The following is a 14,397-nucleotide window of genomic DNA, read 5'->3' on the forward strand; positions in this document are numbered from 1 at the left end:
TGGCCCCTTACTCTCCAGAGTTGACTTCACCCCTCACGATGGGAGCGAGCCATTCGCAGAGCGCCTCGTGGGCCTCTCTTCGCTCTTCAAAATACCCATGCTTGTTATACACCCGGTCCGTCCGGTTCCCAGGCAACTGATTCAGGCAGCGTTGGGCCAGATTGTCATCAAAGCCGAGTTTTCCCAGCTTGGTTCTGGCCGTACCCCGTAGATCGTGGACGCGGCGCTTGTCGAATGAGAAGAGTTTTTTCTCAAAGAGCTTCTTGAGCGCATGGTTCAGCGTGTTTTCACACACATGCGGAGTCCGCGCTTTTTTACTAATCCTGCGAGCTGGAAATACCCACTCACTACCGCAAGAACGTACCTTCAGTTCATTCAGCCATTCCACTGCGGGCGCTGCCAGAGGGATATCGATGGCCCTTCTCTTTTTGGTCCTTTCCTCGGGCAGGTACCAGATACGGTTCTCCAGATCGAATTCCGACCAAGGCGCTGCCAGAAGCTCCATTTTTCTCGTACAGGTCGCAATCAACAAAGCACAGGCCAGGTAGTTTTCACGGCTGAACTGCGCCGGAATCACCCGGAGTTTGGTGAAGAACTCGGTGACTTCGTCTTCATTCATTGGGTAGTTGGCGGCCTTCTCCTCCCCGCCGGCGTCCCTGGGACGGAATGGCGAGGCTGGATTGAACCTGGTGACGTCCAATTTGATGCCATGATCAAACAGGTTCCTCAGCAGGCGCATCAAATCATTTGAGAGGGTCGGGCGGGGCTTATTGTCGTCATAGCCAGTGGCCACGTCCCGCAGGATTTCACTGATATCCACTGGTCGGATCTTTTCAAGTTCCACCTTTCCGATGCGCCAGGCGACCTCACGCTCGTACAGGCTCTTCTCTTTATGGTGGGAAGCGATTTCTCGTTTGCGAAGCTCGTAGTAGTCGGCGTACAGGTCATTGAGCGTTTTGAAGGGGTTTTGGTTGACCTTCTGCCGCTCCTGAACCGGGTCAGCACCCTCGCGCTTGATCGCCAACCTCAGCTTCGCCGCCTCATCGCGGGCGTCGGCCAATGACCAGTCGTCCACCTTGCCGATGGTGTATTCGCGCCGGAGCTTGGTAGCTGGGGTGGTGTAGCGCAGCATCCAGTAAGCGTCGCCGCGCTTCGGGGTCATGAGGTAGAGGCCATTGCCATCGGCATGCCGCACGGATGGCTTCTCTTTGATCAGTTTCTTGACGGTCTTGTCGTGTAGCTTGCCCACTTTCCTGCCTTAAAAAAATTGGGGAGTACAATCTCGCCGATACAATATAGCGAGAAAACACTCCCCAATCTACTACCCATCACTACCCAAACTTGGCAGAACTTACACGAACGAGGTGACCGTTAAAATTAAATAAACCTCTGATTTTTAATGGACTAAAGAACAACGATGAACACCCAAGAACATCACTCGATATTCTGGATCTGCTCGCGCATCTGTTCGATCAGTACCTTGAGCTCCACGGCGCAGCGGGTGGTGGCGGCCACCACCGACTTGGATGACAGGGTGTTGGCCTCTCGGTTGAGCTCCTGCATCAAAAAGTCCAGGCGGCGCCCTACCGGGCCGGGCTGGCCGAGCTGACGCTCCACCTCGGCGACATGGGTGGCCAGGCGGTCGAGCTCTTCGTCGACGTCGGCCTTGTGGGCGAGCAGCACCAACTCGGCCTCGAGCCGCTGCGGGTCCAGCTCGGCGCGGATCGCCCCCAGTCGCTCCAGCAGCTGGGCCCGCTGACGCTCGAGGATCAGGGGCATCAGTTGTCGCACCTCGGCCACCTGCGCGTTCACCGCCGCTAGCCGTTCACGGATCAGTGCGGCGAGCTTCTCGCCCTCCCGGGCGCGGCCGGCAACCAGGTCGTCCAGGGCAGCCTGGAACAGCGCCAGCGCCTCTTGCTTGACGGCTTCCATGTCGGGGCCGCGATTCTCCAGTACCCCGGGATGTGTGAGCAGGCTCAGGGCATCGGGCATGGCCGTTCCGGGGACGCTTTCGCGGATTTCCTCCAGGGCCTTGGCCAATGCCGCCAGGCATCGGCGGTTGACGGTCGGGGCGGCTTCGTCGCCGGCGGGCTCGAAGCGCAGGGTGCACTCGACCTTGCCGCGGGCCAGTCGCGCGCGCAGCGCCTCACGGAACATCGGCTCCAGGTTGCGCAGCGCCTCCGGCAGGCGGAAGTGGGGCTCCAGGTGGCGCTGGTTCACGGAGCGCAGCTCGAGCTGCAGGATGCCGGCCGCGGTGTCGCGATCCTGGCGTGAAAAGGCGGTCATGCTGTGGGCCATGGAGCCTCCCGATGACGCGTAGTGTGCAGGGGACGCAGTGTAACCGATTCCCCGGCCAGACCGTGTAGACCAGAGCGTGTAGAATGGCCGCCATCCTTCAGCGTGACGTCCTGTCACTCTTTGATTTCCGGTTCAAGAGAGGTGCCATGTCTTCACAGATCCGGCGTCCCAGCGGACGCGCCCCCGACCAGTCCCGCGAGATCCGTCTCACCCGCGACTATACCCGCCATGCCGAGGGCTCGGTGCTGGTGGAGTTCGGCGACACCAAGGTGCTGTGCAACGCCAGCGTCGAGGTCGGCGTGCCGCGCTGGCTGCGCGGAAAGAGGCAGGGCTGGGTGACCGCCGAGTACGGCATGCTGCCGCGGGCCACCCACACCCGCGGCAGCCGCGAGGCGACCCGCGGCAAGCAGGGCGGCCGGACCCTGGAGATCCAGCGGTTGATCGGCCGCTCGCTGCGCGCGGCGGTGAACCTCAAGAAGCTTGGCGAGTTCACCATCACCGTAGATTGCGATGTCATCCAGGCCGATGGCGGCACCCGTACCGCGTCCATCACCGGCGGCTGCGTGGCGCTGATCGACGCCATCCGCCACCTGCAGCGCGAGAAGCTGATCAAGGGCGACCCCTTCCACCAGCTGGTGAGCTCGGTCTCGGTGGGGCTATTCAAGGGACTGCCGGTGGTCGATCTGGACTACCCCGAGGACTCCAGCGCCGATACCGACATGAACGTGGTGATGGCCGAGGGCGGTGGGCTGATCGAGGTGCAGGGCACCGCCGAGGCCGGTACCTTCAGCCGTGCCCAGCTCGATGCCATGCTCGACCTGGCTGAGAAGGCCGGCAACGAGCTGTTCGAGCATCAGCGCGCGGCCTTGGGCATTCGCGGCTGAGCCTGACGGCGGATCAGCACTCAGTGGGGTACCTCAACACATCACGCCGGCCATCGTGGCCGGCGTGATGCGTTCCGGGTGCGGGAACGGCGACGAAGGGGGTGGGCTCAGAGCGTCAGGTCATACTCGACGATCAGTGGGGCGAACTCCGAGAAGGTGGCATCAACGTCGATCCAGGCGTCCACCACGTGGCGCCGGAACTCGGGGCCCACCACCTGATAGTCGATGCGCCAGCCCTCCTGGCGAGAGCGTGGCACCTCCTGGTCGAGTTTCGGCCACCAGGTGTACTCGCCGGCGTCGCGGTTGATCTCGCGGAAGGTGTCGATGAAGCCGGTGGGGCCGAACACCTGGTCCATCCAGGCGCGCTCCTCGGGCTTGAAGCCGGGGGTGGCCTGGTGGTCGGCCCAGTTCTCCAGGTCGATGGTCTTGTGGGCGATGTGCCAGGTGCCGCAGATGATGTACTCGCGCCGCTTGCGGGCCATCTTCGCCAGGTAGTCCTGGTACTGGGCCATGAAGGCCTGCTTGGCGGCAACGTCGCTGCCGTCGGGCATCAGGAAGCTGGCGATGCTGAAGCGGTCGTAGTCGGCCTGCAGGAAGCGCGCCTCATGGTCGCACTGAGGAAAACCCAGGCCGTACATGATCGCCTTGGGGATCTTGCGGCAGTAGAGGCCGACCCCCGAAAAGCCGTCCTGTTCGGCATCCAGGAAGTAGCCCTCGTAGCCTTCCGGATAGAGGATGCTGTCGTCCAGCTCGAAGCTTTTGGCCTTGAGGTTTTGCACGCAGACGACATCGGCGTCCTGGCCGGCCAGCCAGTCGAGAAAGCCTCGACCGACGGCCTCGCGGATGCCGTTGACATTGATGGTGGCGATTTTCATACATGGTCCCTTTTGCGTCGCGCGTGTATGATACCCGACGTTTCGACGTTTGGGTAAATGGCCCCGGTCGATAGACGTGATATAGGCCCTTTGGCATGGAGAAAGAGGAGGCCCCGTGGCGAACCAGCCCGGCGCGCAGCGCATGCACGACTACCAGCGGGAGTTCATCGAGTTCGCCATCGAGCAGGGTGTGTTGAGCTTCGGCGAGTTCACCCTGAAGTCCGGTCGGGTCAGCCCCTACTTCTTCAATGCCGGCCTGTTCCGTACCGGGGGCGCCCTGGCGCGGCTGGGGCGTTTCTATGCCCGCGCCATCCAGGCCAGCGGCCTCGAGGTCGATGTGCTGTTCGGCCCGGCCTACAAGGGCATCCCGCTGGCGGCCACCACCGCCGTGGCGATGGCCGACCACCATGACCGCGACCTGCCCTATGCCTTCAATCGCAAGGAGGCCAAGGATCACGGCGAGGGGGGTAACATCGTCGGGGCCGCGCTCGAGGGACGCATCCTGATCATCGACGACGTGATCACCGCCGGCACCGCCATCCGCGAGGTGATGGGCTTGATCGAGGGTGCGGGCGCCCGGGCGGCCGGCGTGCTGATCGCCCTGGATCGCCAGGAGCGCGGCCGCAACGAGAACGACCCGCGCAGCGCCATCCAGGAGGTCGAGGCCGCCTACGGCATGCCGGTGGTCAGCATCGTCACCCTCGATCTGGTGCTCGCCTACCTCGAAGAACACGCCGGCGAGGCGATGCAGCCCCATGCCGAGGCGATCCGCGCCTACCGCGCGCGCTATGGCGTGGGAGGCTGAGCGTCACGCGGCGTGCGGTAGGCGCTTGGCGACCGACCCTCGGGCCCCGCACACGGGGCCCGAGTGCATTGCGCGCCCTTCATATCAGGAGTCGTTGATGCTCGACGTGGTGCTCTACCAGCCCGAGATTCCCCCCAACACCGGCAACCTGATCCGGCTGTGCGCCAACACCGGCTTTCGCCTGCACCTGATCGAGCCGCTGGGCTTCGCGCTGGACGACAAGCGCCTGCGCCGCGCCGGGCTCGACTACCACGAGTGGGCGCGGGTCCGGGTCCATGCCGACTGGGCGGCCTTCCTGGCAGCGGTGGCCCCGGAGCGGGTCTTCGCCGTCTCAACCCGCGGACGCACCGGCTATGATGCACCGGCCTATCGCGAGGGGGATGCCCTGGTGTTCGGCCCCGAGACCCGGGGGCTGCCCCAGGCGCTGCTCGATGCCCTGCCCGAACCCCGGCGCCTGCGCATTCCCATGCTGGCGGCGAGCCGCAGCCTGAACCTCTCCAACGCCTGTGCGGTGGTGGTTTATGAGGCCTGGCGCCAGCTGGGCTTCGTGGGGTCCGGCCTCCCGGGGGCCGGTTATCCGGACGATGTCATGTCCGCGCCTGCGAGGAACCCTTGATGTCCACGTCCATCGCCAGCCGGCTCGCCGGCCTCAATCCCCGCCAGCAACAGGCCGTGCGCTACATCGATGGCCCCTGCCTGGTGCTGGCCGGGGCGGGCTCCGGCAAGACCAGCGTGATCACCACCAAGATCGCCTACCTGGTGCAGGAGTGCGGCATGAGCGCTCGGCGCATCGCCGCGGTGACCTTCACCAACAAGGCCGCCCGCGAGATGAAGGAGCGCGTGGGCAGCATGCTCAAGGGCAAGGAGGGGCATGGGCTGACCGTCTCCACCTTCCATACCCTGGGGCTCAACATCATCCGCAGCGAGCTCAAGGCGCTGGGCTATCGGCCGGGCTTCTCGCTGTTCGACCCGGAGGATGCCAAGGCGCTGCTGCGCGATCTGATGAACAAGGACGCTCAGGTCGACGCCGACCAGATCAACGCCGTGCAGCACCAGATCTCCCAGTGGAAGAACGACCTGGTGCTGCCCGGCCAGGCGCTCTCGCATGCCGCGGACGACGACGCGCAGTATGCCGCCCGGGTGTTCGAGGCCTATGTGCGCCACCTCAAGGCCTACAACGCCGTGGACTTCGACGACCTGATCCTGCTGCCGGTGGTACTGTTGCGCGACGATCCTGAGGCGCTGGCTCGCTGGCGGCGCAAGATCCACTACATGCTGGTGGATGAGTATCAGGACACCAACATCAGCCAGTATCTGCTGGTGAAGCTGCTGATGGGCGAGCGCTCGACCTTCACCGTGGTCGGCGACGACGACCAGTCGATCTACGCCTGGCGGGGTGCGCGCCCCGAGAACCTGGTGACTCTGGGTGAAGACTTCCCGCGTCTCAAGGTGATCAAGCTGGAGCAGAACTACCGCTCCACCGGCACCATCCTGCGTGCAGCCAACAGCCTGATCAGCAACAACCCGCACGTCTACGACAAGACCCTGTGGTCGCAGATGGGCGAAGGAGCGGCGATCCGCGCGGTGGTCAACCGCCACGAGGAGGCCGAGGCCGAGCGCGTGGCCAGCGAGATCCTCACCCGGCGCATCAAGGAGTCCGCCGAGTGGCGCGACTTCGCGGTGCTCTACCGTGGCAACTTCCAGGCTCGGCTGCTGGAACTCAAGCTCCAGCACTACCAGATCCCCTACAAGCTCTCCGGTGGCACCTCCTTCTTCTCGCGCAACGAGATCAAGGACGCCATGGCCTACCTGCGGCTGCTGATCAACCCGGCCGACGACAACGCCTTCCTGCGTATCGTCAACGTGCCGCGGCGCGAGATCGGTCCCGGTACCCTGGAGAAGCTCGCTAACTACGCAAGCGATAGGGGCAGCTCGTTGTTCGCTGCCTGCCACGAGCTGGGCCTGGAGCAGCAACTGCCGCTGCGGGCCGTGGAGCGGCTAGGCAGGTTTAGCCACTTCATCGACGGGGTGCGGCGGCGCATGGACCAGGGCGACGCCATCGAGGCCATCCGCGGCATGCTGCACGAGATAGACTACGAGGCCTGGCTCTACCAGAACGCCAGCGCCCCGACCATCGCCGAGCGGCGCATGGCCAATGTCTGGGTGCTGGTCGATCAGCTCGAGAAGTCCATGAATCGTGACCCCGAGGACACGGTGAGTACCGAGACCGAGACCGATGACGTCGAGGCGGCCATCTCGCGGCTGGTGCTGCGCGACATCCTCGAGCAGCAGGCCGAGGATGATGACTCCGACCGCGTGCAGCTGCTGACCATGCATGCCTCCAAGGGCCTGGAGTTTCCTCACGTCTACCTGATGGGCCTGGAGGAGGCGCTGCTGCCCCACCGCAACGCCATCGAGGCGGGCACCGTGGAGGAGGAGCGTCGCCTGGCCTATGTGGGTATCACCCGGGCACGCCGCACTCTGACCCTGACGCTGGCACGCCAGCGCAAGACCTATGGCGAGCTGATGGACTGCACGCCCAGCCGCTTCCTCGACGAGCTGGGCGAGCTCGAGTGGGAAGGTCGCGCCGACCGCGAGGACCCGGAGAAAAAGCAGGCACGCGGCCAGGACGCCATCGCGGGACTGCGCTCCTTGCTGGGATGATCCCGCTGCGGGCTGCGGCGAGGACTTGTGGGAGCGCAGCTTGCTGCGCGATAGGGTCGCTATCTCCGGCTTGAAAGTAGTCGCCATACACAAAGCGGGGCGCCTGAAGGCGCCCCGCTTGTCATGGAAACCGACAGCCGTTGCTACTTGACGGGGGCAATCAGGTGATCGACCGCCGCCTTCACCTCAGCATCGGAGAGGCTGGGGTTGCCGCCCTTGGCGGGCATGGCGTTGAAGCCATTGAGGGCATGATTATAGAGCATGTCGGTGCCCTTCTCTAGGCGGGCGCTCCACTGCTCGGCGTTGCCGCGCACCGGGGCACCGGCGGCGCCGGTCTCGTGGCAGGCCATGCAGACATTGTTGTAGATCGCCGCGCCGTCGATGCTGCCACCGGAGGAAGAAGCGCTACCGCTGCCACTACTGGCTGCCATGGCGGTGCCGCAGTCCTCGCCCTGCACGCAGAGCTCTCCGACGGGCTCTAGGCGTTTTGCGATCGCCGCGCGTTCCATGTCGTTCTGCGCAACGGCGACATCTGCGCTCAGGCCCAGGGTGGCCAGACACCCTATGATCAGCTTGCTGGATTTCACTCTCACCACCTCTCGACGGTCCTGTCTTCGGGATCACGCTCGGCATCACGTCAGCCGCTGGACGCCACGGCGCACATACATATAGTGCTTGCAGTATACCGGCATCACCAACGCCAGGAAAATGCCCCATCCCATCCCATCCCATGGCAAGCGGGATGGCCGCTGGACAGCGGCAGGGCTGGCGGGTACGATATCGTCCGCCTGGCACCTACCGCCCGGCATGTGCGCCCGTAGCTCAGTTGGATAGAGTATCGGCCTCCGAAGCCGAGGGTCGCAGGTTCGAATCCTGCCGGGCGCGCCACGAATTAAAAGAACGCTGCTATCCCGTCCCCATCTAATAGACCGAGCTATTGGCTCAGTCCTTCGGCTGTTCGCGCTTTTTCTAGAACAATACCCTCGCCTATCGTACTGCAGCGTATCAGCCGCCCGGTAAGTCAATGCCTCCCCCTGTGAAGAAGGCTTGTCGGTGTATTTTGCACCGTCACCACCGAACAGAAACGTCTCGAAGCGTAGCTTCAGCAGGCGCATCGCGTGGAAGCCATCGGTCATCTGACCGGCGCCGATCCGCGAGCGTGTCTTCGAGCAGGTGACGAGCTGGCAGCCGGAGCAACATTTGGCCGCTCAGGGTGTCCAGTCTTCGCCGGGCTCATGGGCCAAAAAGCGGGGACGTGGCTTGGGTGCGGCAAACGGCGCCTGGCAACGGTTGTCGAGCCGATTGTAGACGAAGAAGACATTGCTTCGCGGATCCGGTGACATGTTGGCGTTGGAGGCATGCAGCACGTTGCAGTCGAAGAGCAGCAGGCCCCCAGCATCCCCGGTTGCCGCCTCGATGCCGCCACCCTTGGCGATGAGTTCTGCCAGCACCTCCTGACTCGGCACGCCAATTTCCTGACTCTTGAGGGAGTTACGGTAGTTGTCTTCCGGCGTTTCACCCACGCAAGGCACGAAAGCATTCTGGGAGCCGGGTACCAGCATCAAGGGGCCATTGAAGTGGTGGTTGTCGGTGAGGATCAATGATGCACTGACTGCATGCATACGCGGCATGCCATCTTCCGCATGCCATGTCTCGAAGTCGGAATGCCAGTTGAAACCCTTGCCGACAAAGCCGGGTTTGTAATTGATCCGCGACTGGTGAATATAGGCATCACCGCCAAGAATCTGTCGTACTCGCTGGGTCAGGCGTTCATCATTTGCCAAAGCATTCAATCGCTCGGAAAGGAAATGCACGGCGAAAAGGGAGCGAATTTCCTCCCCTTGTGGTTCGGTAATGCTGAAATCGCGACCCAGATATTCCTCCCTGCTCGTGAGTTCGCGTATCTCGTTCTGCAGGGCCTTGAGTTCTTCACCCTCGACGAAGTGGGGAAGAAAAATGAACCCCTTTTCTTCGAATTCATCGAGTTTATCCTGACTCAGCGGGCCGGGGTAGTCGCGACCCTTGACGACCGCCTCCTGACGCTCGATCCACTTCTGTTGCGGTGGACAAGCGGTGCGGGTGGGATAGGGATCCTGTGACTCGACATCCCACCCCGTTGCACCCGGAAGTTCTGACGTTTCCGTGAGTTGCTTGCGAGTGGAAGAATCGAGGGATGATCGTGTATTGGACATCTGGATGGTCTCCTCTTCGGCTTGGGTCAGGCCTCGCGTATCTCTTCTATGATGCGACAGGCATTGCGCTTCTGATCGACAAGTTGCTCCAGCAACTCACGTAGCTCCGGTGTCCTGGTGGATTCCAGCAGCAATTCGTGGAAACACAGAGAGTGATCGGCAACGGCCAAGGCGTGCGAAAGTGCCTGCTGGGCGTTGTTATCGTCGACCACGAAAGTATGTTGCCGACGTATGTCCGCAGGGATGTTGCGATAAGCTTCACTTGTATACAGATCTTCGGCCAATTGCAGCTTCTTGGCCGTGTCGATCAGGCTGGCCAGGCGCTTCTCGCACTCCCTGCTCAGTTCTCCCATAATGTGGCTGATGGCGAGATCGACTGTCAGAAAGCTCAACATGAAACCTCGATAGTGATGCTTCTCCTGGATCTGTTTATCACAAGAGAGCATCAGCTGGTCTTCTGGCAACAGATAGCGAGTTGGGCCTTTTGGCACGACATTCGGCATTTGGTTCTGCATCCCTGATGGCGCGTTGAACTTTGAACGAGGCCTGTTAGGGGAGCCTAGCGCTCTCATATATGAGACGCGATAACATACGTTAATGACCCATTAATTACCCATTGCCGCTCACGGCAATGGAGCGAATTGTTAATCCAGTTAAATAACGCCAGGAAGAGGGAAGACGGTCATATCGAGATTTCCAAAAGCGAAAAGGGATTGCCGACCTTCTCGGACGGTGAAATGCCGAGGTGGCTGGCGGGTAGGTGACCGCATGGCCAAGCTGGATATCGAAGTAGTGGTGCTGAAACGGCCGAGCGGATAGGGTGGAGATACTGAGGGTATGTCGAGGGAGGCATGAGTTAGCGCCATGATACCGACAACGACTGCCAGTCCTCTAGCCAAGGGTGAACCTCTCGCGGTGGACTTCGTCCTGCTGCACTGCTTCACGCTGCTGCCTTTCGTCGCCTTCCTCGATTGCCTGCGTCTGGCGGCCGACGAGGGAGGTCGTTCTCGCCAGGTGCGTTGCCACTGGACCTTCATGAGTAGTGGGGGGTGGGGGGCAGGCGGCGCTCGCCAGCTGCGGCGCGGCCATCACCCCCTGCGAAACCTTCCGAAACCCCGAGGCGTTCGACTATCTCGTGGTTATCGGCGGTGTCCAGGGTGAACGGGGCCGGATGGATTCCACCGCGCTCGCCTACCTGCGCCAGGCGGTGGCACCGGGGTGCCGCTGGTGGGACTATGCACGGGTGTCTTTGCCCTAATTCAGGCCGGTCTGATGAACGGCCGTCGCTGCTGTGTCAGCTGGTACCACCATCGCGACATGATGCAGCGTTTTCCCGCCATCGAGCCGGTGACCGTACGCCGAGATCGATTACGCCGAGGTCGAGCGCCTGGCACGTAGCCACAAGCCCAAGCTGATCATTGCCGGCTTCTCGGCCTACTCCCGGGTGGTCAACTGGCGGCGTTTCCGCACCATCGCCGACGAGGTAGGTGCCTGGCTGATGGTCGACATGGCCCACGTCGCCGGCCTGGTGGCCGCCGGCCTCTACCCGAGCCCGATTGCTCATGCCCATGGTGGGCCATGTGACCTCCAGCTACTCCAGCGCGATTCTCGGTCACGGTATTGCCCTGGCGGTGGTCAAGGGCGGGCAGGAGCGGATGGGGCAGACGGTGTATCTGCCCATGGACGACGGCCAGATCCATGAGGCCGAGATCGTCAACAGTGTCTTCTACGATCCCAAGGGGCAGCGTCAGCATGTCTAATTCGGTTGCCCAGAACGTCCGGACCTTCGACACCCGTACCGAGGTATCGGTGTCCGGCGAGTCGTCGCTGGCTTATTCCTACCAGCGTTCGGGGGCTGTGGCCCCCACTGGCCAGGGCCGGCTGGTGCTGCGCGAGCGGCCCCTGCTCGGACACCTGATCCTGCGTGGCGGCGCTATCGTGCTGGACGAGGCGGTCCGCGAGGTGCTCGGCATCTCGCTGCCGGGTGAGCCCCAGGGCCTGGCCGTCAACGCCGCGGAGGAGCGCTCCGTGCAGTGGCTGTCCCCGGACGAGTGGCTTCTGATCGTGCCCGGTGGCGAGGAGTTCGCCCTGGAGAAGCAGCTGCGCGAGGCTTTGGGCGATGGCCACTATGCCATCGTCAATGTCAGTGGCGGCCAGACACTGCTCGAGCTCTCGGGCGACAAGGCCCGGGAGCTGTTGATGAAGTCGACGCCCTACGACGTCCACCCGGAGGCCTTTCCAGCGGGCAAGGGGGTGATCACGGTGTTCGCCAAGGCCAATCTGATCCTTCGCAGGTCGACGGAAACCCGCTGGGAGCTGGTGCTGCGCAGAAGCTTCGCCGACTACTTCTATCGCTGGCTGCTGGACGCCGGCGCCGAATACGCCATCGGTATCGTGGATTGACAGACTCGGGGCCGGCAGCTGTCGGTCCCGCTTCGAGAGGATCTTTACATGCAGGACAACAATAATCGCTGGATCCTGGCGGCCCAGATGGAGGATGAAGGAGCAAGCCTAAGCGCCAGAGTCACTATCTGCCCTCGGCTCGACTTAGCCGTGTTCATCTTGCCGGCCTTTCAGCAGGCCGCCGCCTCGTCAGCGGCAGGTAGACGATGATCTCGGCACCGCCATGCTCGGGTTGCAAGGCCTGCGCCTCGCCGCCATGCGCCTTGGCAACCGCCTGGACGATCGCCAGTCCCAGGCCATTGCTGCCCTTGCCCTGGCTCCGGCTGCGGAAGAAGGGGTCGAACAGCTTGTCGAGCTCGTCGGCGGGAATGCCGGGCCCCTGGTCGCTCACCCGCAGGCAGACGCGCTCGCCCTGATGCTCCAGCTGGACCTGTACCGTGGCGCCGTTCGGCGAGAAGCGAATGGCGTTGTCCAGCAGGTTACCGATCAGGGTTTCCATCAGCGGCGGGTTAGCGTCGATCATCATGCTGGTGTCCTCGGGCGCCTTTACCGCCAGTTCGACTCCGATGCCATCCGAGATGGCAGCCTCGTGTCGCTCTGCGACCAGGCGATGCACCAGCGGGCCGAATGCCAGGGGCTCGGTCTCGAGTGCCGGCGCGGCAGGGTCGAGACGTGCCAGCAGCAGCAATTGATCGACCAGCCGGGACATGCGGTCCAGCGAGTGCAGGGCCTTGTGCAACGCCCGCTGTCGGGGCTGCTCCTCACGGCTGCGTTGGGCGACCTGCAACTGGCTGCGGCAGCCGGCGAGCGGGGTGCGCAGTTCATGGCCGGCGCCCGCCGTGAAGGCGCGTTGCCGGATCACTACCTCAGCGACGCGCTGCATCAGTTGATCCAGCGTCTCCACCAGGCGGCGAAGTTCCAGGGGGACGCGGAGAGGGTCGATACCCAGTGGCCTGGGCGCGAGGGGATCCTGGGACGCGATGGCTTGCTCGATGCGCCTCAGGGGCGCCAGGCCCCGCCATACCGAGAACAGCGCCAGCACGGCGAAGACCGGGAGCAGCCAGATCAGTGGCCAGGCGAAATCATTCCTCAGGGTCTCGGCCCGGGCCGAGCCGACTGACTGCTGGACTGCGACTCGAGTGACCAGCTGGTGTCGCGGGGCGTCCAGGGTGAAGATTCGCCAACGCCTGTCCCCGTCCTGTTGGTCCATGAAACCCGCAGAGGCCTGCCGGGCCGCTGTCGGGAAATCGGCCGTGCGTGCCAGCAAGCCGTATTCAAGGGAGACAATCTCGAAGTTGACGGGCCCTTCCCACCCCCGTTCAGCGGGCATCTCCAGCAAGGTGCTGCCGACCGGTGGGAATACCCTGGGCAGATCGCCGAAGGCATCCCTCGGCGACTGTGCCGTATAGAGAGTCACCAGCAGGCTGGCGGTGATCCGCAGACGCTGGTCGATATCGCGGGCCGCGGTATCCACCGCGGTGCTCCAGGTATTTGTCCACAGCGCTATCCAGACGGTGCCCAGCAATGCCAGCAACCACAGGACCAGACGGGCATGCAAGCTGGTTGCGAGTCGTTTCAGGAAAACAGGTCGGTTCATCATGGCACGATCCGATAGCCAAGGCCGCGTACCGTCTCGATATGCGACGCGCCGACATGCGAGCGTAGCTTGTGAATCAACACATGCAGGCTGTTGCTCTCCGGCCCCTCGTCCCAGCCATAGAGGCGCGACTCCAGCTGCTCACGGCTGACGACGCGGCCGGGCCGCTCCAGCAAGGCCTCCAGCACGGCAAACTCATAGGCTGAGAGATCAACGACCGTGTCGCCACTCCACACCATCTTGTCGGCACGCTCCAAGCTGAGCTCGCCACAGCGCAGGCGGTTGTCGGTGTGTCCGTGGGCGCGACGCTGCAGGGCCCGCAGACGCGCCTCCAGCTCTTTCAGATCGACGGGCTTGACTACATAATCGTCGGCGCCGAGGTCCAGGGCGGTAATGCAGTCCTGCGTGCTGCCGTAGGCCGTCAGTACCAGTACCGGTTCGCTCCGCCGTGAGCGTCGCCAGTGGCTCAGCAGCTGCAAGCCGGAGCGGCCGGGCAGGGCCAGGTCGAGCACCACGCTATCGAAATCGTCGGCGTCCAGGGCGCCTTCGGCGGTACTGCCATCCGTCAGCCAGTCCACGGTATGGCCGTCCAGCCGAAGTCCTGCACATAGCCCATCGCCAAGGATTTCATCGTCTTCCACCAACAGGATACGCAATCGGTTCTCCTCCAGGCCGTAGT

13 protein-coding genes, 1 tRNA gene and 2 pseudogenes are annotated in these 14,397 nt (G+C 63.3%); 8 read left to right on the forward strand and 8 right to left on the reverse strand.

Annotated elements, in window-relative coordinates; all coding sequences use genetic code 11:
* Nucleotides 1-7: 7 nt before the first annotated feature.
* Nucleotides 8-1,249, reverse strand: coding sequence for a tyrosine-type recombinase/integrase (locus tag DFO68_RS02025; protein ID WP_133481558.1), 1,242 nt, complete (start codon nt 1,247-1,249; stop codon nt 8-10).
* A gap of 185 nt (nt 1,250-1,434) precedes the next feature.
* Complete coding sequence (locus tag DFO68_RS02030; RefSeq protein ID WP_133481560.1) at nt 1,435-2,298, reverse strand: YicC/YloC family endoribonuclease; 864 nt, start codon at nt 2,296-2,298, stop codon at nt 1,435-1,437.
* Between the two features lie 146 nt (nt 2,299-2,444).
* Between DFO68_RS02030 and rph the strand changes: the two genes are divergently transcribed.
* Entirely contained in the window at nt 2,445-3,182 is a 738-nt protein-coding gene (gene rph, locus DFO68_RS02035) for a ribonuclease PH (protein ID WP_133481562.1), read from the forward strand.
* A gap of 107 nt (nt 3,183-3,289) precedes the next feature.
* Here the strand turns inward: rph and DFO68_RS02040 are convergent, their stop codons facing one another.
* A complete protein-coding gene (locus DFO68_RS02040; protein ID WP_133481564.1) occupies nt 3,290-4,057 on the reverse strand; it encodes an exodeoxyribonuclease III in 768 nt (255 codons plus the stop codon).
* 142 nt (nt 4,058-4,199) lie between these two features.
* Between DFO68_RS02040 and pyrE the strand changes: the two genes are divergently transcribed.
* From pyrE to rep, 3 genes are all read left to right on the forward strand, one after another.
* Nucleotides 4,200-4,862, forward strand: a complete 663-nt coding sequence (pyrE, locus tag DFO68_RS02045; protein WP_133481934.1) for an orotate phosphoribosyltransferase — start codon at nt 4,200-4,202, stop codon at nt 4,860-4,862.
* A 97-nt stretch (nt 4,863-4,959) separates the two neighbouring features.
* A complete protein-coding gene (trmL, locus tag DFO68_RS02050; RefSeq protein WP_133481566.1) occupies nt 4,960-5,478 on the forward strand; it encodes a tRNA (uridine(34)/cytosine(34)/5-carboxymethylaminomethyluridine(34)-2'-O)-methyltransferase TrmL in 519 nt (172 codons plus the stop codon).
* Nucleotides 5,478-7,526, forward strand: coding sequence for a DNA helicase Rep (gene rep, locus DFO68_RS02055; protein ID WP_133481568.1), 2,049 nt, complete (start codon nt 5,478-5,480; stop codon nt 7,524-7,526). Before trmL ends, rep begins: the two co-directional genes overlap by 1 nt.
* Before the next feature lie 143 nt (nt 7,527-7,669).
* On the opposite strand, the gene DFO68_RS02060 is transcribed toward rep, so the two are convergent.
* Nucleotides 7,670-8,113 (reverse strand): c-type cytochrome, encoded by a 444-nt coding sequence (locus tag DFO68_RS02060; protein WP_133481570.1) that lies wholly within the window; start codon nt 8,111-8,113, stop codon nt 7,670-7,672.
* 224 nt (nt 8,114-8,337) lie between these two features.
* Here DFO68_RS02060 and DFO68_RS02065 point away from each other — a divergent pair.
* Nucleotides 8,338-8,414, forward strand: a tRNA-Arg gene (locus DFO68_RS02065).
* A gap of 320 nt (nt 8,415-8,734) precedes the next feature.
* On the opposite strand, the gene thpD is transcribed toward DFO68_RS02065, so the two are convergent.
* Nucleotides 8,735-9,718, reverse strand: coding sequence for an ectoine hydroxylase (thpD, locus tag DFO68_RS02070; protein ID WP_133481572.1), 984 nt, complete (start codon nt 9,716-9,718; stop codon nt 8,735-8,737).
* Nucleotides 9,719-9,744: 26 nt separating this feature from the next.
* Nucleotides 9,745-10,221 carry a hypothetical protein gene (locus tag DFO68_RS02075; RefSeq protein ID WP_133481574.1) on the reverse strand — a complete coding sequence of 159 codons (477 nt, stop codon included), beginning with the start codon at nt 10,219-10,221 and terminating at the stop codon, nt 9,745-9,747.
* A gap of 857 nt (nt 10,222-11,078) precedes the next feature.
* Between DFO68_RS02075 and glyA the strand changes: the two are divergent.
* From glyA to DFO68_RS02095, 3 genes and pseudogenes are all read left to right on the forward strand, one after another.
* Nucleotides 11,079-11,288: pseudogene (gene glyA / locus DFO68_RS02085) on the forward strand (serine hydroxymethyltransferase); the annotation flags it as partial.
* A pseudogene (locus DFO68_RS02090) lies at nt 11,281-11,478 on the forward strand (glycine cleavage T C-terminal barrel domain-containing protein); the annotation flags it as partial. The pseudogenes glyA and DFO68_RS02090, both read left to right, overlap by 8 nt.
* A complete protein-coding gene (locus tag DFO68_RS02095) occupies nt 11,471-12,121 on the forward strand; it encodes a sarcosine oxidase subunit gamma (RefSeq protein WP_133481576.1) in 651 nt (216 codons plus the stop codon). The pseudogene DFO68_RS02090 and the gene DFO68_RS02095, both read left to right, overlap by 8 nt.
* A 154-nt stretch (nt 12,122-12,275) precedes the next feature.
* Here DFO68_RS02095 and DFO68_RS02100 read toward each other — a convergent pair whose 3' ends face one another.
* Together DFO68_RS02100 and DFO68_RS02105 are read right to left on the reverse strand one after the other, a co-directional pair.
* The gene (locus DFO68_RS02100) at nt 12,276-13,718 is read right to left on the reverse strand and encodes an ATP-binding protein (RefSeq protein WP_208107336.1); all 1,443 of its coding nucleotides are present in this window, start codon (nt 13,716-13,718) and stop codon (nt 12,276-12,278) included.
* On the reverse strand, nt 13,718-14,374 hold the full coding sequence (locus DFO68_RS02105) for a response regulator (RefSeq protein ID WP_133481580.1): 657 nt from the start codon (nt 14,372-14,374) through the stop codon (nt 13,718-13,720). The genes DFO68_RS02100 and DFO68_RS02105 overlap by 1 nt, the downstream gene beginning before the upstream one ends.
* Nucleotides 14,375-14,397 lie beyond the last annotated feature (23 nt).

Origin of the sequence: Halomonas ventosae, from assembly GCF_004361885.1 — a bacterium.
In the GTDB taxonomy this organism is placed as follows: domain Bacteria; phylum Pseudomonadota; class Gammaproteobacteria; order Pseudomonadales; family Halomonadaceae; genus Halomonas; species Halomonas ventosae_C.

Bases quoted from the DNA above. Each gene is read 5' to 3' on its own strand.
- DFO68_RS02030 (WP_133481560.1), bottom strand. From the start codon at position 2,298: ATGGCCCACAGCATGACCGCCTTTTCACGCCAGGATCGCGACACCGCG.
- rph (WP_133481562.1), top strand. From the start codon at position 2,445: ATGTCTTCACAGATCCGGCGTCCCAGCGGACGCGCCCCCGACCAGTCC.
- DFO68_RS02040 (WP_133481564.1), bottom strand. From the start codon at position 4,057: ATGAAAATCGCCACCATCAATGTCAACGGCATCCGCGAGGCCGTCGGT.
- pyrE (WP_133481934.1), top strand. From the start codon at position 4,200: ATGCACGACTACCAGCGGGAGTTCATCGAGTTCGCCATCGAGCAGGGT.
- trmL (WP_133481566.1), top strand. From the start codon at position 4,960: ATGCTCGACGTGGTGCTCTACCAGCCCGAGATTCCCCCCAACACCGGC.
- rep (WP_133481568.1), top strand. From the start codon at position 5,478: ATGTCCACGTCCATCGCCAGCCGGCTCGCCGGCCTCAATCCCCGCCAG.
- thpD (WP_133481572.1), bottom strand. From the start codon at position 9,718: ATGTCCAATACACGATCATCCCTCGATTCTTCCACTCGCAAGCAACTC.
- DFO68_RS02075 (WP_133481574.1), bottom strand. From the start codon at position 10,221: ATGCCGAATGTCGTGCCAAAAGGCCCAACTCGCTATCTGTTGCCAGAA.
- DFO68_RS02095 (WP_133481576.1), top strand. From the start codon at position 11,471: ATGTCTAATTCGGTTGCCCAGAACGTCCGGACCTTCGACACCCGTACC.
- DFO68_RS02100 (WP_208107336.1), bottom strand. From the start codon at position 13,718: ATGAACCGACCTGTTTTCCTGAAACGACTCGCAACCAGCTTGCATGCC.